Genomic DNA, 20,410 nt, shown 5'->3' on the forward strand with positions numbered 1-20,410 from the left:
ACATCCCCCGAAACCTGCGCCCCTGCCCTCACGTCGAAACCTGCTTCTATCCCATCGCCTCTTTGACGAGCTCATCGGCGGCTTCGGCCAAGAGCTCGTCTGCAGCTTCGCCATAAACTGACTCGCGGCCGATTTCCAGCATGACGGGGACGGCGAGCGGCGAAACGCGGTCGAGTTCCCGGAGCGTGATGCGCCCCTGGATGCGCATCAGCATGTCGCTGAGGCGGCGCAGATCGAGCAGGCCGGTGGCGGCATCGGCGCGCGCGGCGCGCAGCAGGACGTGATCGGCCTGGTGCTTGCGTAGCACGTCATAGACGAGATCGGTCGAGAACAGCACCTGGCGGCGACTCTTCTCTTCGCCGGTGTGGCGACGCGCGATCAGGCCGGAGATGATCGCGCAATTGCGGAAGGTGCGCTTCATCAAAGCCGATTCGGCGAGCCAGGCTTCGAGATCGTCGCCGAGCATATCGGGGTCAAACAGCGCGTCGAGGTCGATGCGGCCGTCGCGGATCATGACGGACATGTCGCCGAGCGCCCAGACCGCGATTGCGTATTCGTTGGCGACGAAGCCGAGCGGCCGGGCGCGGGCGCGCTCCAGGCGGCGCGTCAGCAGCATGCCGAGAGTCTGGTGCGCGAGGCGGCCTTCGAACGGATAGCAGACCAGATAATGCTTGTTGGCGCGCGGAAAGCTCTCGACCAGAAGCTCGCGCACCGCCGGCACGCGCGAGACGTCCTTTTGCAGCGACAGCCAGTCGCGCACCTGCTCCGGCAAGCCGCCCCACGCGCGGCCGTCATCGAGCAGGCGGCGCACGCGCTCGGCGAGATAGGTCGAGAGCGGAAACTTGCCGCCCATATAGGACGGCACCTTCGGGTCCTTGTCATGGGCCCGCGAGACGTAGACCTGATCCTCGACCAGGGTCTCGTAGCGCACCACTTCGCCCGAGAACACGAACGTATCACCGGGGCTCAAGCCCTCGATGAAGGCTTCCTCGATCTCGCCGAGCAGCCGGCCGCCGCGCGCAATCACGCCGGTCGATCCGCCTGCTTTTCCTGCACCGCCGGCGCGCGAGCGCACCAGCCGTACCTTTAGCATGTCGTCCTCGACGATGGTGCCGACATTCATCCGGTAGCTCTGCCGCACCTTGGGATTGGCGACGCGCCAGCGCCCTTCCTTGTCCTGCTTGATGCGGGCGAAGCGCTCATAGGTCTTCAGCGCGTAGCCGCCGGAGGCGACGAAATCGACGACGTCGTCGAAATCCTGCCGCGACAGATCGGCGTAAGGCGCGGCGGTGCGAACCTCGGCATAGAGTTCATCGGAGAGGAACGGCTCGCCGCAGGCACAGCCCAGCACATGCTGGGCCAATACGTCGAGCGCCCCCGTGCGCAAGGGCGGCGTGTCCTGCGCGTTCTCGGCGATGGCGTCGATGGCGACGCGGCACTCCAGCACTTCGAAACGGTTGGCTGGCACCAGTACCGCGCGCGAGGCCTCGTCGAGACGGTGATTGGCGCGGCCGATCCGCTGCATCAGGCGCGAGGAGCCCTTGGGCGCGCCGATATTGACGACGAGATCGACATCGCCCCAGTCGACGCCGAGGTCGAGCGAGGAGGTGCAGACCACGCCGCGCAGCCTGCCCGCCGACATCGCGTCTTCGACCTTGCGACGCTGGGCGACGTCGAGCGAGCCGTGATGCAGCGCGATGGCGAGGCCGTCGTCGTTCATGCTCCAGAGATTCTGGAACAGCATCTCGGCCTGACTGCGGGTGTTGACGAAGATCAGCGTGGTCTTGTTCGCCTTGATCAGCTCGTAGATCTCAGGGAGCGCGTGGCGCGCGCTGTGGCCGGCCCAGGGCAGGCGCTCGCGCGTGTCGAGCATCTCGACCTCGGGCGGCGCGGCACCGCCGGCGACGACGATATCGGCGGCTCGCTCCTGGCCGCCAGGCTGCGGCACCAGGAAGCGCGCGAGCTGCTCCGGCTCGGCCACGGTTGCCGACAGGCCGATCGCGCGCAGCTGTGGCGCCAGCCGCCACAGCCGCGCGAGCCCAAGCGAGAGCAGATCGCCGCGCTTGGACGTCACCAGCGCATGCAATTCGTCCAGCACGATGCGCTTCAAGGAGGAAAACAGAAACGGCGCGTCGTCGGAGGACAGCAGCAGCGCAAGCTGCTCGGGCGTCGTCAGCAACACGTCCGGCGGATAGCGGCGCTGCCGCTGGCGCCGTGACACCGGCGTGTCGCCGGTGCGGGTTTCGACCTTGATCGGCAGCGCCATCTCCGCGATCGGCCGCTCCAGGTTGCGCGCGATGTCGACCGCCAGCGCCTTGAGCGGCGAGATGTAGAGCGTGTGCAGGCCGCCGGAACGTTGCACGCTGCGGCCGGTGGAGACGAGGCTTTGCTTCGCACCCGCCTTCCGTTCGGCCGCCTCGGTCGACAGCTCCACCAGGGTCGGCAGAAATCCCGCCAGCGTCTTGCCGGCGCCGGTCGGTGCGATCAGCAGGGCGCTAGCGTCCTCACGCGCCTTCTCCAGCAGCGCCAATTGATGCGCGCGCGGCGACCAACCCCGGGCCACGAACCATTGCTGGAAGCGGCTTGGCAGCAGCGTGGTCGGCTCGACCGATGTTTGGAGGGTACGGGGCGGCACAACATGACAGGTAAGCCGTAGGGATGGCTTCGTCGAGGGGGCCTGCCCTCCCGGCCCGCACGAGGAGGGTTATCGCATATGAAGACTATCTCTGCGGCCATCCTTCGAGACGCCCGCCTTCGGCGGGCCCTCAGGATGAGGACGGAGTGTGCGGCACCAGTTTCAACAGTCCGCGATGCCGCTGAGCCTCATCCTGAGGAGACCGCGAAGCGGCCGTCTCGAAGGACGAGGCGCGCGCTCCGGAGCCGCTGAGACCATATGCGTCACCCTCCCCGCCTGCGCAACGAAGGTCCGCAGTCTTACGCCCCGGCCGGCACCTGATCGAGGAATCCGGTCACGCTTCTGATGCGGCCGTCCTTCAGCACGGCGAAATCAGTGCCCTTGATCGGGCTATCGGCGCCGTCGGGACCGAGTCCCCAGGAAAAGCGGATGTGGTCGCCGAAGCCGTTGGGCTCGCCGATCAGGCGGAATTTGAAATCGGGAAAGCGCTGCTGCACGCCGGCGACCAGCGCCTCGATGCCGTCGCGGCCGTCGCCCTTCATCAAGGGATCGACATAGCTCGCATCATTCGTCCAGTTTTCGCTGAGCAGCTCGCGGCGTCGGGCGGCGGTGCGCTCGTTCCAGAGCTCGATGTAGCGGCGGGCGATGGTGACGGGGTCGGTCATGGTGCTCTCCTTCGATGGCGCCGTATTCGGCTCACCGTCACTATCGGAGGTTCACGCGCGTCGATCGATTACCTCGCAGGTCATCGCTGCGCAAAAAAAGAGCGCGATGATGTTGTCATCGCGCTCCGTTCGCATGGAATTGGTCGTGAAGACTACTTCGCCGCCGTCACCATGATCTCGACGGTGTATTGCGGCGCCGCCAGCTTGGCTTCGACCGTGGCGCGCGCCGGGGTATTGCCGGGCGACACCCAGGCGTCCCACACCGCATTCATCTCGCCGAAGGTCTTCATGTCGGTGATGTAGATCGTGGCCGAGAGCAGCTTCGACTTGTCGGTGCCGGCCTTGGCGAGATGACTGTCGATGGTCGCCAGGATGTCCTGGGTCTGCTTCGTCACGCTTTCGCCGGCGGCCTTGGTAGCGACGACGCCGGCGAGATAGACGGTGTTGCCGTGCACGACGACCTGGCTCATGCGCGGGCCGGTTTCAAAACGCTCAATGCTCATTGGGATCTCCTCACTGGAATGGCGGCCCTGTCTAGCCCAGCACCTTGCGCTCTGCCACCCCCGGTACGCATGCGTGGCCCGGCACGCATGCGTGGCCGAACGCGCATGCATGTCCAGTCAGATTTACATCCCGGTCGGGCGATGAGTGGCGCAGCGCGGGATGCGGTTAGACCACCGCCTTTGCGGCCGACCGGCCGGCGTTGCGGCCCGAGAACAGGCAGCCGCCGAGGAAGGTGCCTTCGAGCGAGCGATAGCCGTGCACGCCGCCGCCGCCGAAGCCGGCGGCTTCGCCGACCGCGTAGAGGCCGGGAATGACGCTGCCCTCGCCGCCGAACACGCGGGACTCCAGGTCGGTTTCGAAGCCGCCCAGCGTCTTGCGGGTGAGGATGTTGAGCTTGACCGCGATCAGCGGCCCCTGCGCGGGATCGAGGATCCGGTGTGGGGAGGCGGTGCGGATCAGCCTGTCGCCGATATAGCGGCGCGCATTGTGGATGTTCATCACCTGCGCATCCTTGACGTAAGGATTGGCGATCTCGCGGTCGCGCGCCTCGATCTGCGTCCTGATATGTTCGAGCTTGAGGAGGTCGCTGCCGGCAAGCTTGTTCATCTCCGCAACAAGATCCTCGATCTTGTCGCGGACGATGAAGTCGACGCCATGGCTTTTGAACGCCTCCACCGGCGCCGGCGCGCCCTTGTTGGTGGCGCGGCGCAAGGTCATGCGCCAGCTCTTGCCGGTCAGGTCAGGGTTCTGCTCCGAGCCCGACAGCGCAAACTCCTTCTTGATGATGCTCTGGGTCAGGATGAACCAGGAATAATCATAGCCCGTCGACATGATGTATTTGAGCTGGCCGAGCGTGTCGGAGCCGGGGAAGAGCGGCGCCGGCAGCCGCGTGCCTGTTGCGTCGAACCACATCGAGGAAGGGCCTGGCAGGATGCGGATGCCGTGTCGCGGCCAGATCGGTGACCAGTTCTGGATGCCCTCGACATAATGCCACATGCGGTCGCGGTTGATCAGCCGCGCGCCTGATGTCTCCGTGATGCCGATCATGCGGCCGTCGACATGATCGGGCACGCCGGAGATCATGAATTTCGGGGGCTCACCGAGCCGCTTAGGCCAGTTCTGCCGGACCAGTTCGTGATTGCCGCCGATGCCGCCGGACGCGACGATCACGGCCTGGGCCTTGAGCGCGAACTCGCCGATCACGTTGCGCGAAGAGCTCTTGCCGCGCTCGACGCTATCAGGCGCGAGGACGGCACCACTGACGCCATCCACCGTGCCGTTGGTGATCGAGAGCGCGTCGACGCGATGGCGGAACTTGAAGATCAAGCGGCCGCTCTTCATCGCCTCGCGCGCGCGGCGCTCGAACGGCTCGACGATACCGGGCCCGGTGCCCCAGGTGACGTGAAAGCGCGGTACCGAATTGCCGTGTCCCATCGCGTCGTAGCCGCCGCGCTCGGCCCAGCCGACCACGGGAAAGAAGCGATGGCCCATCGCCCGCAGCCAGGCGCGCTTCTCGCCGGCCGCGAATGCGACATAGGCCTCGGCCCATTGCCGCGGCCAGAAATCCTCGTCGCGGTCGAAGCCGGCGGCGCCGATCCAGTCCTGCATGGCGAGGTCGAAGCAATCCTTGATGCCGAGCCGGCGCTGCTCCGGCGAATCGACCAGGAACAATCCGCCGAACGACCAGAAGGCCTGGCCGCCGATCGACTGCTCGCCCTCCTGGTCGACCACGATCACGCGCTTGCCCGCGTCGGCAATCTCGGTGGCGGCCACGAGGCCCGACAGTCCCGCGCCGACGACGATGACGTCTGTTTCCTCAGCCATGCATGTCCCCCTCCATGAGTTCCCCCCTGTAATTGCCCGGATTGAAGCCAGCGGTTGTAACTGAGATCAAGGGCATGGCGCGCAAGACATCGTTAACTTGTTCCAGTCTGGGATAAAGACCCCTCGAGTGCAGCGCGGACGCAACACTGGATTTGAATTTGTTTTGGGCCAGCCGGCCTGCCTAGACAAAACCTTGGTTACGACGGACGCTAGCCGTGCATCACCACCTGACACGCAGATTCGAATTCGACTGGGGCGGGGAACAATGAAGTTTCTGACGGGGTTGCTTGCGGCGGTTCTGTTGATCGCTGGCATGGGGGCTTCTCACGCGGTGGTTCGGATCGCGGATGACCGCGGTGGCCGGATTGGAACCTACGTCGACAGGTATCAGGACCTGCGTCAATCAGGCGAGACCGTCATCATCGACGGTCTGTGCGCCTCCGCCTGCACCATCGTCCTCGGCGCCATCCCGCATGACCGCATCTGCGTGACCTCGAGCGCGACGCTCGGCTTCCACGCCGCCTGGGATTTCGGCAGCAATGGCCGCGCCGTCACCAATCCCGAGGCGACCCAGATGCTCTATGCGATGTACCCCTCGCAGGTGAAGCGCTGGATCAGCCAGCGTGGCGGCCTCACCCCGCACATGCTGTTCCTGAAGGGCAAACAACTCCAGACCATGTACAAGCCCTGCTACCTGGACGCGCAGGCTTCGACCATCAAGCCGTCCCGCCGGCCCCTCCCGCAAGGGGACCAGATCGAATCCGCCCGGGGCCAGCTCGCGCGCTGACATTCTCGGCCTGACTGGATCGTTCCGGCCCGCCTGCGGCTTGTCCGCAGGCGGGCCAAAGCTTATCTGAAGGTATCCTATCTAGAAGGCTTGGGAACCGGGGCCTTTCGCCCTCGATCGTTGTCATGGCTCAACCACTGCACCCGACGCATCCGTTACAGGACAATTCGTCCACTGCCGGCCGGACGCCGCCCGTGCTGCTGTTGTCGGGCGCGGCGACCTGTGGATTGCTCGTGCTCGGCGCGCTGGCGCTGTGGTTCCACTACGGCACGCAGATGTTCTTCGAAATGATCAGGACCGGTTTCGCCGCCTGCTTCTGATCCGCGACAGGAAGTTTTCCGCTCATGAGCTCCGCCACCCGTCCGCTGGTGATCGCGACCGCCTTCGCCGCAAGCCTCGTTGTCGGGCTCCTGATCATGTTCTGGGCCATGGGCGGGGTCAGCAAGGTGGCACAACCGGCCGCGATCGGCGGCCCGTTCCAGCTCACCGACCAGAACGGCAAGGCCGTCACCGACACGAGCCTCAAGGGCAAGCCGACCCTGATCTTCTTCGGCTACACCCATTGCCCAGACGTCTGCCCGACCTCGCTGTTCGAGATCTCGGAAGTGCTGCGCGCGATGGGCAAGGATGCCGACAAGGTCAACGCCATCTTCATCTCGGTCGATCCCGAGCGCGACACGCCGGCGACCATGAAGGAGTATCTGTCGAGCTTCGATCCGCACCTCGAGGGCCTGTCCGGCGATCCCGCCGAGACCGCCAAGGTCATCACCTCCTACCGGGTCTACGCCAAGAAGGTCCCGACCAAGGACGGCGACTACACCATGGACCACACCGCGCTGATCTACCTGATGGACCGCGACGGCCGCTTCGTCTCGCCGTTCAACCTGAAACGGACTCCGGAAGAAGCCGCGGCGGATTTGAAGAAGTATCTCTGAGAACTGGTCGACCTGCCGCGAACTCCGCTGCTCCCTCCCCCGCTCACGGGGGAGGGAGCGCACCTTCGCCTTGGCCGCATTTCGGCTCGCGTTCCCGCCGGGATGGTCTATAACGCCCTCCGATCCCAACGAAATTCGTTCATTTCCGGCCGATGGCTCCATCGCACCAAGCGAAATCGATTAAATCTGCCCGTAGCTTGCTGACGGGGCTGGCTGTCGGCGCCTGCCTGCTCACGGGCCTGTCCGCCGCAAGCGCCCAGGCTCCCGCCAAACGGCCCCCGGCGGCGCCTCAGGCGACGCCGCAGGTCTCGCCCCAGGCCGCTCCACAGGCCGTGCCCGGCTTCTGGGACCCCAGGCGGCGGCCGGAACGGCCGGACCTGTCGCGCCTGACCGTGATCCGCTTCCTGACCGAGACCGACTATCCGCCGTTCAACTACACCGGCGCCGACGGCAACCCGGCCGGCTTCAACGTCGATCTCGCGCGCAGCCTGTGCGAGGAGATCAAGGTCACCTGCACGGTGCAGATGCGCCGCTTCGAGACGCTGGTCGACGCGCTCTCTTCCAACCGCGGCGATGCCATCATCGCCTCGATGGCGGTGAGCCCGCAACTGCGTGCCCGGGTCGACTTCACCGATCCCTATTATCGCGTGCCGGCGCGCTTCGCCTCGCGCAAGGACGCGGTGATGCCGGAGATCCGGCCGGAATATCTCGAGGGCAAGAAGGTTGGCGTCATCGGCGGCTCCGCGCACGAGGCGTATCTGAAGGCCATGTTCACCGACGCGGAGCTGCATGCCTATCCCAGTGACGAGGCGATGCGCGCCGCGTTGCGCAAGGGCGAGGTCGATTTCATCTTCGGCGACGCCATCTCGCTGGCGTTCTGGATCAACGGCACCGATTCCGGCGATTGCTGCGCCTTCTCCGGCGGCCCCTTCGTCGAGAGCCGTTTCTTCGGCGAAGGCATCGGCATCGCCGTGCGCAAGGGCAACGACGTGCTGCGCCAAGCCCTGAACTGGGCGCTGTTCCGCGTCTGGGAAAAAGGCCGCTACACCGACCTGTGGCTGCGCTATTTCTCGGTGAGCCCGTTTTAACGTCGTCGTCGCTCTCTCCGCCGTCATTGCGAGGAGCCCTTGCGACGAAGCAATCCAGACTGTCACCGCGGAAGCAGTCTGGATTGCTTCGCTTCGCTCGCAATGACGGTGCAAGAGGCAATACCGTCCACGAAATTGCATTCTGCCCGGAAATCGCTATTTTCCGCGGCCCGGAGGCCCTTCTCGATGTCCGTTATCGATCCCAGCATGAGCCCGAGCGATCTGCGTGCGCTCGCCGAACAATCCAACGCCTGGCCGTTCGAGCAGGCGAAGGCCATTGTCGCGCGGCTGAAGAAGAGCCCGAAGAACGAGGTGTTGTTCGAGACCGGCTACGGGCCGTCCGGCCTGCCGCATATCGGCACGTTCGGCGAGGTCGCGCGCACCTCGATGGTGCGCCATGCCTTCCGCGTGCTGACCGAGGACAAGATCAAGACGCGCCTGCTCGCCTTCTCCGACGACATGGACGGCTTCCGCAAGGTGCCGGACAACGTCCCCAACAAGGAGATGCTGGCGGAGCATCTCGGCAAGCCGCTGACGCGGGTGCCGGATCCGTTCTCCAACGAGTACCCCTCGTTCGGGCACCACAACAACGCACGCCTGCGCGCCTTCCTCGATCATTTCGGCTTCGACTACGAGTTCGCGAGCTCGACCGACTACTACACGTCAGGCCGCTTCGACGCGACGCTGCTCAAGATGCTAGCTGCCTACGACAAGGTGATGGACATCATCCTGCCAACGCTGGGCCCCGACCGACGCGCCACCTATTCGCCGTTCCTCCCCATCAGCAAGACGTCAGGCGTCGTGCTGCAGGTGCCCATGATTCGCCGCGACGTCGCGGCCGGCACGGTGACCTATGTCGACCCCGATACGAACGAGGAAGTCGAGACATCGGTCACCGGGGGCAACGTCAAGTGCCAGTGGAAGGCCGACTGGGCGATGCGCTGGGTCGCGCTCGGCGTCGACTACGAGATGGCCGGCAAGGACCTGATCGACTCCGTGAAGCTGTCCGGCGCGATCGCGAGAGCGCTCGGCGCCACGCCGCCGGAGGGTTTCAACTACGAGCTCTTCCTCGACGAGAAGGGCCAGAAGATCTCGAAGTCGAAGGGCAATGGCCTCACCATCGACGAATGGCTGCGCTACGCCTCGCCGGAATCGCTGTCACTGTTCATGTATCGCGAGCCGAAGGCGGCCAAGCGGCTGTATTTCGACGTCATCCCGCGCAACGTCGACGACTATCAGCAGTTCAGCGACGGTTTTGCCAAGCAGGACGGCAAGCAGCAGCTCGGCAATCCGGTCTGGCACATTCACAACGGCAAGCCGCCGAAGGGCGACATGCCCGTCACCTTCCAGCTGCTGCTGACGCTGGTGTCGTCGTCGAACGCGGAGAATGCCGAGACGCTGTGGGGCTTCATCGGCCGCTACCGCCCCGGCGTGTCGCCGCAGACGCATCCGAAGCTCGACGCGATGGTCGGCTATGCCATCAACTATTACCGCGACTTCGTGGCGCCGACGAAGCAGTTCCGCGTGCCGACGGACACCGAGCGTGCAGCGCTGCAGGATCTGCGCGATGCGCTCTCGCAGCTTGCGCCGGACGCCTCGGCCGAGGACATCCAGAACGTCGTCTACGAGATCGGCCGCCGCGAGCCGTTCCTCGACCAAGTCAAGAAGGGCAAGGACGGCCGCCCCGGCGTCACGCTGGACTGGTTCAACATGCTTTATCAGGTGCTGCTCGGCCAGGAGAAGGGCCCGCGCTTCGGCTCCTTCGTCGCGGTGTATGGCGTGCAGAACGCGGTGAACATGATCGACGGCGCGCTGGCGCGGAGTGCGTAAGGCTGCGACATTCTCCATCGTCGTCCCGGCGAACGCCGGGACCTAGAACCCCAGAGAGAGGTTAGGCGAAGATTCGTAGTTGCGCTTGAGTCGGGATGAAGACCGCCGCTCTTCGATAGATCACGCGGTATGGGTCCCGGCGTTCGCCGGGACGACAGCGTGGTGTGGAGCGCCACCTCAAATCGACCGCAGCACGTACCGCCGGTTGTCCTTCTGCACCGGGCGCGCATTCATCGGGTAGAGCTTTGCGAACGCGGCGACGTCGGCGGCCGAAACCTGGATCGGGGTGGTCAGCAGCAGCCATTCGACCACTTCCGAGCACGGCGGCGTCGTCAGCGAGCCGGGATAGCGGAAATAGCTGAGCTTCGAGGGCAGCAAAGCGTGCGGATCGATGCCGGCATCGGCCTTCACCGCCGGGCCTTCCGCCGCCGGCATGGTCTTGACGATCTTGCCGAAGGCCGGATTCGCCCTGCCCTCGGCCATCAGCACGCCGACCACGGCGAGCCCGCCGGCCTCGTTGCGATGGACGAAATGCGCCTCCATCGGAAAATTCTTGCCGCCGATCATGTGCTCGCTCGGCCGGTGGAAGTGCACCTGCAGCAGCTTGTACTTGACGTCGCCGAGCATCAACGTGCTGCCCTCGGCGAAGTTGAGCTGGATCGTGTGCCCGTTGTTGACGATGGTGTCGGCGCTCTTGCCCCAGTTCAGCTTCAGAACCGGCAATTGCGACTTGATCGTCCCCTCGATGTCGATCGGCGATTGCTGCAGGCCGACCGCGCAGGCCTTGTTGGCTGCGTCGAGATCGCCCCATTTGGCCGGACCACCGGCGCCTTCATAACTCCAATGCGCGCCTTCGGCGGCGAAAGCCGGCTTGCACAGCGGACAAAGCGCAAGACCGGCGAGAGCCTTCAATGCGTGACGGCGATTCATCATATTCCCCTAAGATAAAGCTGGAGCCGTAATATCGGCGGCAACCTATGCGAGAGGGCCGCTGAGTCGCAATGGCGATCGGGATGAAATGGGGCCCGCATGAATGCGGATCACGACGCCGTCAAGGTCACGGTCACTGGCTGGTCCACACGATCCGCGCGATCCACGCCACATCGCCTGCCGCCATCGTGCGCACGGCCTGCGACGCATCGAGCGGCTGCAGCTCCAGTGCCTTCGCGGCGCGGCGCCTCAGCGTTGCGATCGTCACCTCGCCCGTCTTGCTTCTCACCACCACGCGATCGCCCTTGCGGATCGGCGCGCCCGGCGAAACCAGCACGATGTCGCCGCCGCGGTAGACCGGGGCGAACGCATCGCCGGAAATCTCCAGCGCAAAGGTGTGGCCGTCCTCGGTGGCGGGAAGCGCGGTTGCGGTCCAGCCCTTTCCCGAGGGAAGGCCGGACTCGTCGAACGCGCCGCTCGCACTGGCCAGCGCGAAGTCGAGCATCGGGACCGAGCGCCCGTCGCCCGTGTCATCGTTGTCGATCAGCCTCGCAAAGCTTTCGATCGAGGAATCGGCGGCCGCCAGCGCCTTTGCGATCGATTCAGTCGAGGGCCAGCGCTCGCGGCCGTCCGAGGTGACGCGCTTGGACCTGTTGAAGGTGGTGGGATCGAGCCCGGCGCGCTTGGCAAGGCCGGACGGCGACAGACCGGCGCGCGCCGCCAGCCGATCCAGCGCGACCCAGATCTGGTCGTGCGTCAGCATCCTCTGCGCTTTGGCCTGTCTGACCATGGAAGGTCCAGCCCGTCGCAACCCAGGAAAATTGTCCTCAAATCAACCGGTTTTCTGTTTTTCGCGCAAGGGGCGATGGGAGAAGGCGTTTTCAAGCGAAGCGGGGACCGGTTCGCGACAAGAAAATGCGTCAAAACCGGAATTGAGAGCCCCGTTCCGATTTCATCGGAACGGAAATGGCTCTAAGTCTTGAGTTCGGCAGAGCCGGCCTTTACGGTCGCGCCGGGGTTTTGAAGACCCGCAACAGACGAAAAAACCCAAAAGACTCAAAGAGCAAACAGGACTGCGCAAGCGGTGGTCAAGATCTACAAAATCTGTCCGGCCTCGGCCTGGCGCGAGGCGGAACGGCAGGGCGTCTACCGCGGCAGCGCGGACGATGCGCGCGACGGTTTCATCCATTTCTCGACCGCCGCCCAGGTTCCCGAGACCTTGCGCAAGCACTATTTCGGGCAGCGTGCGCTGTTCCTGGTCGAGGTCGACGGCGACGCGCTCGGCAGCGAGCTGCGCTGGGAGCGCTCGCGCAATGAGGAGCTGTTTCCGCATCTCTATGGCGAGCTCGATCTCGGCGCCGTCATCGCGGTGATGAACCTCAACATCCGCTCCGACGGCGGCCACGACGTTCCGGAGCTTGCCCCGTGATCCGCGCTTTCGACGCCTTTTCGCTGCCGGTGCTGCGCTGGCTCGATCCGGAAGACGCGCATCGCCTGGCGATCCAGGGCCTGCGCTTCCTGCCGCCGATCAAGCCGCGCGCGGACGATCCCAAGCTCGCGATGCGCGCCTTCGGGCTCAACTTTCCCAATCCCATCGGCATGGCCGCCGGCTTCGACAAGAGCGCGGAGGTGCCGGACGCGCTGCTGCGGCTCGGCTTCGGCTTCGTCGAGATCGGCTCGGTGACGCCGAAGCCGCAAGCCGGCAACCCGCGGCCGCGGCTGTTCCGGCTCGAGCGCGACGAGGCCATCATCAACCGCATGGGCTTCAACAATGACGGCGCGGACGCCGCATTGCGCCGCCTGGCTGCGCGCGCGCAGCACGGCGGCATCGTCGGCGTCAATGTCGGCGCCAACAAGGATTCGCCCGACCGCGTCGCCGATTACGTCACGCTGATCGAGACTTTTGCGCCGGTTGCGAGCTATTTCACCGTCAACGTCTCCTCGCCGAACACGCCGGGCCTGCGCAATTTGCAGGAAGGCGCGCTGCTCGACGATCTCCTCGCACGCGTGATCGATGCGCGCGAGCGTGTCAGGCAGAAGGCCGGCGACACGCCGGTGCTGCTCAAGATCGCGCCCGATCTCAGTCTTGCCCAGCTCGACGACGTCGTGCAGGTTGCGCGTTCGCGCCGGGTCGACGGCATGATCGTGTCGAACACGACGATCGCGCGGCCGAGCACGCTGCGGGAGGTGATGCGGGCCAAGGAGCAAGGCGGCCTGTCCGGCCGGCCGCTGTTCCGCCTGTCGACGCGGATGGTGGCGGAGACCTATGTGCGCGTCGAGGGGGCATTCCCGCTGATCGGCGTCGGCGGCGTGGATTCCGGCGGCGCCGCGCTGACCAAGATCCGCGCGGGCGCAAGCCTGATCCAGCTCTATTCGTCGCTGGTCTACAAGGGCCTCGGCCTCGTCGACGAGATCAAGCGCGACCTCACCTCGACCCTGCTCCGCACCGGGCGGGATTCGCTGTCCGAGATCGTCGGCGCGGATGCTGCGACGCTCACGGCGGAAGACTGGCCGGGGATGTGAGACGGTCTCATGCCCCGGACGCAGCGCAGCGCGCCGTCTTCCGCGTGATGCGCTGCAGAGCCGGGGCCCATGTGGCAGCGAATTCGAGGAGAGCTGGATTCCGGCTCTGCGCAGCAGCGTTTCACGCTGCAGCGCGTCCGGGACACGATCGTCACAGTTTCGAAAACGTCGCCCTGAACTGTGCCGGATAGCGCGCGGCCTGCAACCCGCCGCGCGAGAGGTAGGAGGCCATCAGCGCCCACCACAATCCGGCATTGCCGAACGATTGCAGCGCCCACCAGGTGCCGAGGAAGATCGCGAGCGAAGCCAGCATCAGATTGCGCATCTCGCGCGCCCAGGTCGCGCCGATATAGATGCCGTCGAAGCCGAAGGCGAACACGCCGGGGATCGGCGCGAGCACGACGAAGGGAAGGAATTCGCGCGCCGCCCGGCGCACGTCCTCGCTCGCCGTCATGACATCGATCAGCCCCGGCCCGAACAGCGCGAACAGCACGGCGACGACGATGGCGAAGCCGAGCCCCCAGAGCAGCACCAGCCGGGTCGAGGCGGCAAAGCCTCTTGCATCGCGTGCGCCGAGAGTGCGGCCGCAGAGCTGCTGGGCCGCGTTGGCGAGGCCGTCGAGGAAGAAGGCGCTGACCAGCAGGAAGTTGTTGAGCACGGAGTTGGCGGCCAGCGTGACGTCGCCGGCCTGCGCGCCCTTGGCGGTGAAGAACAGGAACACGACGATCAGCGCCGCGGTGCGGATCATGATGTCGGAATTCACCGCCAGCATCCGCAACAGCTTGTCGCGGTCGAGCAGGGTTGCGATGGGCAGGGCGAAGCCGCCATCGGCATAGTGACGGCAGACGACCAGACCGAGGGCGAACCCGACCGCTTCCGACGACAGCGCGGCGATCGCGGCGCCGGCGATGCCGGCGTGGTAGACCAGCACCAGCAGGATCGTCGCCGCCATGTTGACGAGGTTGACGACGACCTGAAGCAGCAATGCTGAATTGGCGCGGGCCTGGCCGATCAGCCAGCCGAGAATGACGTAATTGGCGAGCGCGAACGGCGACGACCAGATCCTGATTCCGAAGTAGGTCTGTGCTGCCCGCGTCACGCCTTCGCTGCCGCCCATGAGGTCGAACAGCACCGCGGCCAGCGGCAATTGCAGCGCGATCAGCGCGGCGCCGATCAGGCCGGCGACGATGAAGCCGCGCGCCAGGATCGCGCTCGGCTCACGCACCTCGCCTGCGCCCAGCGATTGCGCAGTGAAGGCGAGCGTGCTCATGCGCAGGAAGCCGAACAGCCAGAACAGGCAGTCGAAGATCACCGACGCGATCGCGACGCCGCCGAGCAGGGCGGCATCGTCGAGGCGGCCAATCGCTGTGGTCGAGACAATGCCGATCAGCGGCGTGGTCAGGTTCGCGACCATCGCGGGACCTGCGATGGCGAACACCTGGCGGGAGCCGATCTTGAGGGGAACGGGCGCGTGCATTTCAGAATACGAGGACCATGCCGTCTTCGGCGGCGAGATGCGCAATATCGTCCAGGCGCGAGAGCATGTCGTCGCTCATATGGGTGAGGACGAGCCGCTTGGCGCCGATTGCAGGAAGATGCTGTTCCAAGGTCTTCAGGCTGAGATGGTTCTTGACCACCTTCTCGTACATATAGGCCTCGGCGATGAAAAGGTCCGCGCCGTACGCCAGCGGAATGAGCGTTTCCGTCCATTCGGTATCGGCGCTGTAGGCGAGCGTGCGGCCCTCGGCCTCGACGCGGTAGGCGAGGAAGGGCCCCCCGGATTCGCCGTGCACGACGGGATAGGGCATCACCGTCACGGTGCCGAAAGTCCGGCTTTGCTCGGGCGCAAGCTCGACGACATCAAGCTCGAAGCGCTGTTTTGTCTTCGAGGAGTGCTCGAACAGCGCCTCCATGACCTCACGCAGCCGCCTCTCGATGCCTTGCGGGCCCGCGATCGTCAGCGGCCGCGTCCGCCGCGAGAACTGCGCATCGAGCAGCAGGAACGGCAGCCCGGCGAAATGATCGCCGTGGAAATGCGTGATCAGGATCAGATCGATCTCGTCGCACGCGATCTCCAGCCGCTTCAGCGCCGGCAAAGCCGACGCGCCGCAATCGATCAGGAAGTTGGCCTCGCGCCCGGAGACGTGAAAGCAGGTGTTGAGCCTGCCGCCGGAGCCGAAGGCGTCGCCGCAGCCGACAAAGCGCAATTGCATCGGCTGCGGGCTCCCAATTCCTTACCGGCCGCGCGGCGCGCCGAACACGCGCGAGAGCAGCCAGATCGGGATCACGATGACCGCGCCGAGCAGGAAGTAGCGCCACAACCAATTCACGGTGTCGAAGCCGAGATCCCAGAGGCGCTGGAACAGGAGGCGGATGCTGGTGATGATGTTCCAGGGATCGAATCCGATCGCGGCCAGCACGACACCGACCAGGATCGAGAGCAGCACCAGGCGGAACGCGACAGCCAGCGGCGAGCCGCCGAGAAAGCGGTGCAGGCCATCGCTGCGGCCGGCCGGCAAATCTCTGACGTCTTGGACCATCGCAAACTCCCGAAGCGGATTCGACCCCATTATAGGGCACGGCGAGGCACATGGGGAACCCGCAAGCGAGCGTCAATCGGGTTACGGGAGTTTAATTCGGGCATGCGCCTGCCGCGGGTTGCCGACCTCTCCCGCTTGCGGGGGAGGTCGCGCCCCGGGCGATGCGAAGCATCGTCCCGCGCGCGGGTGAGGGCTTTACCCTCTAGGCGACTGTCCCAATGCGGAAACACCCTCTCCCCAACCCTCTCCCGCAAGCGAGCGGGAGGGTGAGCGCACCGCCATCGCGGCGAGATCGAGGCCCTCACACCTCGATTTCCGCTGCCTCCTCCTTCAGCATCCGCTCCAGCGTTTCCAGCCTGTCCGCCTCCCGCGGCGGCTTGTCCCAGCGCAGGCGGCTGATGCGGGGGAAGCGCATGGCGACGCCGGATTTGTGGCGCGGCGAGCGCTGCAGGCCCTCGAACGCCACCTCCAGCACCAGCCCCTTGTCGCCCTCGTGCACGACATGGCGGACGGGACCGAACTTTTCCGTGGTGTTGCGGCGGACGAAGCGGTCGATCTGCAAAAGCTCCTCGTCGGTGAAGCCAAAATAGGCCTTGCCGACCGGCACCAGTTCGTCGCCGCCCCCGCCTGCGGTCCAGACACCGAAGGTGTAGTCGGAATAATAGGACGAGCGCTTGCCGTGACCGCGCTGCGCATACATCAGCACGGCATCGATGATGTGCGGATCGCGCTTCCACTTCCACCATTGGCCCTTCGGCCGGCCCGGCAGATAAGGTGCATCACGCCGCTTCAGCATCACGCCCTCGACGGCCTCCGCATCTTCGCCGGCGCCGGCACTCGCGGGATTGGCGCGCGCGGCGGTCAATGCCTCCCAGCTTGCGAAGGGAACGGTCGGCGACAGATCGATGCGGGGATCGCTAAGCTTCTTGATGAAGCTCTCCAGCCGCTCGCGCCGTTCCGCGAACGGCAGCTCGCGCAGGTCGTTCTCGTCGTCGCCGAGCAGATCGTAGGCGCGCAAATGGATCGGAAATTCCTTGATCAGTTTTGGCGAGACGACCTTGCGGTTGAGCCGCTGCTGCAGGACATTGAAGCTCTGCACGCGGCCCTCACGCAGGATCAAGAGCTCGCCGTCGATCGCACCCGGCAAATGCAGTGACGGCACAAGATCCGGAAAGCTCCCGGTGATGTCCTCGCCGGTGCGAGAATAGAGCCGCGCCGTGATGTGGCCGCGCTCGTCACGCCCCGCCACCGCCTGCACGCGGATGCCGTCCCATTTCCATTCGGCGATGTAGTCGGCGGGATCGAGCGCGGCGAAATCGCTGTCCTCGATCGCATGCGCCAGCATCACGGGCCGGAACGGCGCGGGATCGCGGTTGACCGGCTTGTCGGCGCGGCCTTCCAGCCATGCGAACAGATCGAGATAGGGCGGGATGAGGCCCGGCCAGATCAGCTCGACCTCATGCGGATCCTTGTCGCCGAGCGCGGCCGCCGCGGTCTTGGCGAGGCGCGCGGAGATGCCGATGCGAAGTGCGCCAGTGACGAGCTTCAGCAGCGCCCAGCGGCCGGTCTCATCCAGCTCGTCGAGCCAGCGCTCAAGCTGCTTCGGCAGCTCGGTCTTACCGAGCGTGCGCAGCGTGGTGACGACTTCGGTGAGAGTTGGGGGTGGCGGGTTGTTGTGAGCGGCCAGCGCGGCCTTCGGCCACATCAGCGCCACCGTCTCCGAGAGATCGCCGACATAATCGTAACTCAAGCCGAACAGCACCTCGTCCGTGCGCGACGCGATGAGATCGCGGATCAGCGCGGGCTTGGCATGCTTGAAGCTGAGCGCGCCGGTCAGCGCGGCCAGCGCGTAGCCGCGGTCGGGGTCGCCGACCTCGCGGAAATAGCCGGTGATCAGCCGCAGCTTGTTGTTCCGGCCGGGCTCGTAGGTGAGACGGTCGAGCAGTTCGGCGAAGCGGTTCATGCCTCGGCCTCGCCTTGAATGGGCGTCTCGCTCTCCTCCTCGTCGCCATAGCCGACCAGATCGAGCGGCTGCGCTTTCAGGCCTTTGCTCCGGCACCAATGCACCAGCGCATCTTCCTGACCGTGGGTGACCCAGATCTCGCCGGCGCCGGTCGCACCTATCGTGGCGGTGAGGCCGTCCCAATCGGCATGGTCGGAAATCACCAGCGGCAGCTCGACGCCGCGCTGCCGCGCCCGGGCGCGCACGCGCATCCAGCCCGAGGCAAAGGCGGTGACCGGATCGGGAAAGCGCCGTGTCCAAAGATCTGATGTCGCCGAGGGCGGCGCCAGCGTGATGGTGCCGGCCAGCGCCGCCTTCTTCATGCCCTTCACCAGCCTGAGCTCGCCGAGCTCGATGCCGCGGCTTTGGTAGTAATGCGTGATCGTCTCCATCGCGCCATGCAGGTAGATCGGTGCGTCGTAGCCGGCCTGGCGCAGCAGCGCGATCACGCGCTGCGCTTTGCCGAGCGAATAGGCGCCGACGAGATGCGCGCGCTCGGGAAACAGCGCGACCGAGGCCAGCAGCTTCTTGACCTCTTCGGCAGCATCGCCATGCCGGAATACCGGCAGCCCGAACGTTGCCTCGGTGATGAAGACGTCGCACGGCACCAGCTCGAACGGCGCGCAGGTCGGATCTAACGCATCCTTGTAGTCGCCGGAGGCGACGATGCAGGTCTCCTTGCACGTGACAGCGATCTGCGCCGAGCCCAGCACGTGGCCGGCCGGGTGAAACTTCACGCAGACGTCGCCGAGCCGGATCTCCTCGCCATAGCGGATCGCTTGCGTCGAGCCAGCAAAATTCTCGCCATAGCGCAGCCGCATCATGTCCAGCGTTTCCTGCGTCGCCAGCACCGCGCCATGGCCGGCGCGGGCATGATCGGAATGGCCGTGGGTGATCACGGCCCGCTCAACCGGGCGGACAGGGTCGATATGGAAGCCGCCGGGCTTGCAGCACAGGCCGGCAGCAGCTGGCAACAGGATATCTTGGGGGCGCATGGTGGTCATATAGGGACCGACGTTCCGATATTCATCCGTCATGCGCGGGCTTGACCCGCGCATCCATCGCTCTAAACAGTTCCTTTTTTTGATGGATTGCCGGGTCAAGCCCGGCAATGACAGTCGGTTCCAGAATGCCCCTGCGCCTATTCCAGTCCTCCGGCGATCTCATGGCCGACCGCCGCTTCGAATTCGCGCGCGACCTCCAGCTCAAGGGCGATCTGCCCGCCGCTGCCGACCTCATCGAGCAGGCGCTCGAGCTCGCGCCGAATTTTACGTCGGCCTGGTTCACGCTTGGCGAGATCCGCCAGCAGCTCGGCGAGCGCGACAAGGCGATTGCCGCCTTTCGCGAAGCACGCCGGTCCGATCCCGACGACCAGCATGGCGCTCACCTGCATCTGATACGCCTTGGCGACGAGCAATTGTCCGAGATGCCCAAGGCCTATGTACAGGCCCTGTTCGACCAGTATGCGCCTCGCTTCGAGCACACGCTGATCAACGATCTCGGCTATCGCGCGCCGTCCCTGATCTTCAAGGCGGTGGTGGCTGCCCGCGTCGCGGCGAAGAAGCCCGCCCTGTTCAAGCACGCCATCGATCTCGGCTGCGGCACTGGGCTTGCGGCGGCCGCCTTCGCCAAACAGGTCGATCATTTCACCGGAATCGATCTCTCCCCCGGCATGATCAAGGAGGCGCGCGCGACGGGTCTCTATGCCGAGCTCGAAATCGCCGACATGATCCAGGGCTTGCAGGGCAAGCCCCAAGGAAGTGCGAACCTGATCGTGGCGGCGGATGCGTTTGTGTATCTGTCGGATCTCGCACCGGTGCTGACTGAAGCCAGGCGCGTGCTTGCGCCGGGCGGCGTGCTCGCCTTCACGCTCGAGACCCAGGATGGCAGCGGCATAATTCTCGGCGAGGGCCTGCGCTATGCCCATGCAGCGGAATATGTGCGGAGCGCGCTCGTCAGGACCGGATTGAAGCTCCTGACATTGCAGGCGGCGTCCCCGCGCATCGAAAACAACGAGCCGGTGCGCGGTCTCGTCGTCGTCGCCGAGAAAACTTGAGTCTAGGCGCTAACGCGCTGCGCTTTAAGCGTCATTGCGTCGCAAAGCTGCGACTTCCCACTTGCGAGCCGTGCCGCGTTGCCAGCACAAT

19 protein-coding genes are annotated in these 20,410 nt (G+C 65.5%); 8 read left to right on the forward strand and 11 right to left on the reverse strand.

The annotated features are described in order from the left end of the window. Positions 1-46 precede the first annotated feature (46 nt). The 4 genes from XH84_RS17675 to XH84_RS17690 all read right to left on the reverse strand — a co-directional run bounded on the left by XH84_RS17675 (position 47) and on the right by XH84_RS17690 (position 5,628). Positions 47-2,635, reverse strand: a complete 2,589-nt coding sequence (locus XH84_RS17675) for a ligase-associated DNA damage response DEXH box helicase (protein WP_128922991.1) — start codon at positions 2,633-2,635, stop codon at positions 47-49. Between the two features lie 299 nt (positions 2,636-2,934). Then, positions 2,935-3,300, reverse strand: a complete 366-nt coding sequence (locus tag XH84_RS17680) for a nuclear transport factor 2 family protein (RefSeq protein WP_128922990.1) — start codon at positions 3,298-3,300, stop codon at positions 2,935-2,937. Positions 3,301-3,452: 152 nt separating this feature from the next. Next, a complete protein-coding gene (locus XH84_RS17685) occupies positions 3,453-3,803 on the reverse strand; it encodes a RidA family protein (RefSeq protein ID WP_128922989.1) in 351 nt (116 codons plus the stop codon). Between the two features lie 166 nt (positions 3,804-3,969). Then, positions 3,970-5,628 carry an FAD-binding dehydrogenase gene (locus tag XH84_RS17690; protein WP_128922988.1) on the reverse strand — a complete coding sequence of 553 codons (1,659 nt, stop codon included), beginning with the start codon at positions 5,626-5,628 and terminating at the stop codon, positions 3,970-3,972. Between the two features lie 265 nt (positions 5,629-5,893). Between XH84_RS17690 and XH84_RS17695 the strand changes: the two genes are divergently transcribed. From XH84_RS17695 to XH84_RS17715, 5 genes are all read left to right on the forward strand, one after another. Next, the gene (locus XH84_RS17695) at positions 5,894-6,415 is read left to right on the forward strand and encodes a hypothetical protein (RefSeq protein ID WP_164936696.1); all 522 of its coding nucleotides are present in this window, start codon (positions 5,894-5,896) and stop codon (positions 6,413-6,415) included. 125 nt (positions 6,416-6,540) lie between these two features. Beyond that, the gene (locus tag XH84_RS17700) at positions 6,541-6,735 is read left to right on the forward strand and encodes a hypothetical protein (RefSeq protein ID WP_128922986.1); all 195 of its coding nucleotides are present in this window, start codon (positions 6,541-6,543) and stop codon (positions 6,733-6,735) included. A 24-nt stretch (positions 6,736-6,759) separates the two neighbouring features. Continuing rightward, positions 6,760-7,350 carry an SCO family protein gene (locus XH84_RS17705; RefSeq protein ID WP_128922985.1) on the forward strand — a complete coding sequence of 197 codons (591 nt, stop codon included), beginning with the start codon at positions 6,760-6,762 and terminating at the stop codon, positions 7,348-7,350. 152 nt (positions 7,351-7,502) lie between these two features. Continuing rightward, positions 7,503-8,438 carry an ABC transporter substrate-binding protein gene (locus XH84_RS17710; protein WP_128922984.1) on the forward strand — a complete coding sequence of 312 codons (936 nt, stop codon included), beginning with the start codon at positions 7,503-7,505 and terminating at the stop codon, positions 8,436-8,438. A 186-nt stretch (positions 8,439-8,624) separates the two neighbouring features. Then, the gene (locus tag XH84_RS17715; RefSeq protein WP_128922983.1) at positions 8,625-10,268 is read left to right on the forward strand and encodes a lysine--tRNA ligase; all 1,644 of its coding nucleotides are present in this window, start codon (positions 8,625-8,627) and stop codon (positions 10,266-10,268) included. Positions 10,269-10,445: 177 nt separating this feature from the next. Here the strand turns inward: XH84_RS17715 and XH84_RS17720 are convergent, their stop codons facing one another. After that, complete coding sequence (locus XH84_RS17720) at positions 10,446-11,198, reverse strand: carbonic anhydrase (protein WP_128922982.1); 753 nt, start codon at positions 11,196-11,198, stop codon at positions 10,446-10,448. A 133-nt stretch (positions 11,199-11,331) separates the two neighbouring features. After that, positions 11,332-11,988 carry a S24 family peptidase gene (locus XH84_RS17725; RefSeq protein ID WP_128922981.1) on the reverse strand — a complete coding sequence of 219 codons (657 nt, stop codon included), beginning with the start codon at positions 11,986-11,988 and terminating at the stop codon, positions 11,332-11,334. Between the two features lie 294 nt (positions 11,989-12,282). Between XH84_RS17725 and XH84_RS17735 the strand changes: the two genes are divergently transcribed. Continuing rightward, a complete protein-coding gene (locus XH84_RS17735; protein ID WP_128922979.1) occupies positions 12,283-12,627 on the forward strand; it encodes a DUF952 domain-containing protein in 345 nt (114 codons plus the stop codon). Next, positions 12,624-13,721 carry a quinone-dependent dihydroorotate dehydrogenase gene (locus XH84_RS17740; protein ID WP_128922978.1) on the forward strand — a complete coding sequence of 366 codons (1,098 nt, stop codon included), beginning with the start codon at positions 12,624-12,626 and terminating at the stop codon, positions 13,719-13,721. Before XH84_RS17735 ends, XH84_RS17740 begins: the two co-directional genes overlap by 4 nt. Positions 13,722-13,872: 151 nt before the next feature. Here XH84_RS17740 and XH84_RS17745 read toward each other — a convergent pair whose 3' ends face one another. The 5 genes from XH84_RS17745 to XH84_RS17765 form a co-directional block, all read right to left on the reverse strand. Further along, entirely contained in the window at positions 13,873-15,198 is a 1,326-nt protein-coding gene (locus XH84_RS17745) for an MATE family efflux transporter (RefSeq protein ID WP_128922977.1), read from the reverse strand. 1 nt (position 15,199) lies between these two features. Next, positions 15,200-15,934, reverse strand: coding sequence for an MBL fold metallo-hydrolase (locus tag XH84_RS17750; RefSeq protein ID WP_128922976.1), 735 nt, complete (start codon positions 15,932-15,934; stop codon positions 15,200-15,202). Between the two features lie 21 nt (positions 15,935-15,955). Beyond that, positions 15,956-16,261, reverse strand: a complete 306-nt coding sequence (locus XH84_RS17755) for a DUF6460 domain-containing protein (protein ID WP_128922975.1) — start codon at positions 16,259-16,261, stop codon at positions 15,956-15,958. A 301-nt stretch (positions 16,262-16,562) separates the two neighbouring features. Continuing rightward, positions 16,563-18,224: an ATP-dependent DNA ligase gene (locus tag XH84_RS17760; RefSeq protein ID WP_128922974.1), complete on the reverse strand. Its 1,662-nt coding sequence runs from the start codon at positions 18,222-18,224 to the stop codon at positions 16,563-16,565. Beyond that, positions 18,221-19,258: a ligase-associated DNA damage response exonuclease gene (locus XH84_RS17765; protein ID WP_128923027.1), complete on the reverse strand. Its 1,038-nt coding sequence runs from the start codon at positions 19,256-19,258 to the stop codon at positions 18,221-18,223. The genes XH84_RS17760 and XH84_RS17765 overlap by 4 nt, the downstream gene beginning before the upstream one ends. A gap of 134 nt (positions 19,259-19,392) precedes the next feature. Between XH84_RS17765 and XH84_RS17770 the strand changes: the two genes are divergently transcribed. Next, on the forward strand, positions 19,393-20,319 hold the full coding sequence (locus XH84_RS17770) for a class I SAM-dependent DNA methyltransferase (RefSeq protein ID WP_128922973.1): 927 nt from the start codon (positions 19,393-19,395) through the stop codon (positions 20,317-20,319). Positions 20,320-20,410 lie beyond the last annotated feature (91 nt).

Origin of the sequence: Bradyrhizobium nanningense, assembly GCF_004114535.1 — a bacterium.
Taxonomy (GTDB): domain Bacteria; phylum Pseudomonadota; class Alphaproteobacteria; order Rhizobiales; family Xanthobacteraceae; genus Bradyrhizobium; species Bradyrhizobium nanningense.

What these genes read in the sequence shown, in the direction of transcription:
- XH84_RS17700 (WP_128922986.1), top strand. Translation starts at nt 6,541, where the DNA reads ATGGCTCAACCACTGCACCCGACGCATCCGTTACAGGACAATTCGTCC.
- XH84_RS17720 (WP_128922982.1), bottom strand. Translation starts at nt 11,198, where the DNA reads ATGAATCGCCGTCACGCATTGAAGGCTCTCGCCGGTCTTGCGCTTTGT.
- XH84_RS17695 (WP_164936696.1), top strand. Translation starts at nt 5,894, where the DNA reads ATGAAGTTTCTGACGGGGTTGCTTGCGGCGGTTCTGTTGATCGCTGGC.
- XH84_RS17725 (WP_128922981.1), bottom strand. Translation starts at nt 11,988, where the DNA reads ATGGTCAGACAGGCCAAAGCGCAGAGGATGCTGACGCACGACCAGATC.
- XH84_RS17760 (WP_128922974.1), bottom strand. Translation starts at nt 18,224, where the DNA reads ATGAACCGCTTCGCCGAACTGCTCGACCGTCTCACCTACGAGCCCGGC.
- XH84_RS17745 (WP_128922977.1), bottom strand. Translation starts at nt 15,198, where the DNA reads ATGCACGCGCCCGTTCCCCTCAAGATCGGCTCCCGCCAGGTGTTCGCC.
- XH84_RS17765 (WP_128923027.1), bottom strand. Translation starts at nt 19,258, where the DNA reads ATGCGCCCCCAAGATATCCTGTTGCCAGCTGCTGCCGGCCTGTGCTGC.
- XH84_RS17750 (WP_128922976.1), bottom strand. Translation starts at nt 15,934, where the DNA reads ATGCAATTGCGCTTTGTCGGCTGCGGCGACGCCTTCGGCTCCGGCGGC.
- XH84_RS17705 (WP_128922985.1), top strand. Translation starts at nt 6,760, where the DNA reads ATGAGCTCCGCCACCCGTCCGCTGGTGATCGCGACCGCCTTCGCCGCA.
- XH84_RS17710 (WP_128922984.1), top strand. Translation starts at nt 7,503, where the DNA reads ATGGCTCCATCGCACCAAGCGAAATCGATTAAATCTGCCCGTAGCTTG.
- XH84_RS17690 (WP_128922988.1), bottom strand. Translation starts at nt 5,628, where the DNA reads ATGGCTGAGGAAACAGACGTCATCGTCGTCGGCGCGGGACTGTCGGGC.
- XH84_RS17680 (WP_128922990.1), bottom strand. Translation starts at nt 3,300, where the DNA reads ATGACCGACCCCGTCACCATCGCCCGCCGCTACATCGAGCTCTGGAAC.
- XH84_RS17770 (WP_128922973.1), top strand. Translation starts at nt 19,393, where the DNA reads ATGCCCCTGCGCCTATTCCAGTCCTCCGGCGATCTCATGGCCGACCGC.
- XH84_RS17685 (WP_128922989.1), bottom strand. Translation starts at nt 3,803, where the DNA reads ATGAGCATTGAGCGTTTTGAAACCGGCCCGCGCATGAGCCAGGTCGTC.
- XH84_RS17755 (WP_128922975.1), bottom strand. Translation starts at nt 16,261, where the DNA reads ATGGTCCAAGACGTCAGAGATTTGCCGGCCGGCCGCAGCGATGGCCTG.
- XH84_RS17715 (WP_128922983.1), top strand. Translation starts at nt 8,625, where the DNA reads ATGTCCGTTATCGATCCCAGCATGAGCCCGAGCGATCTGCGTGCGCTC.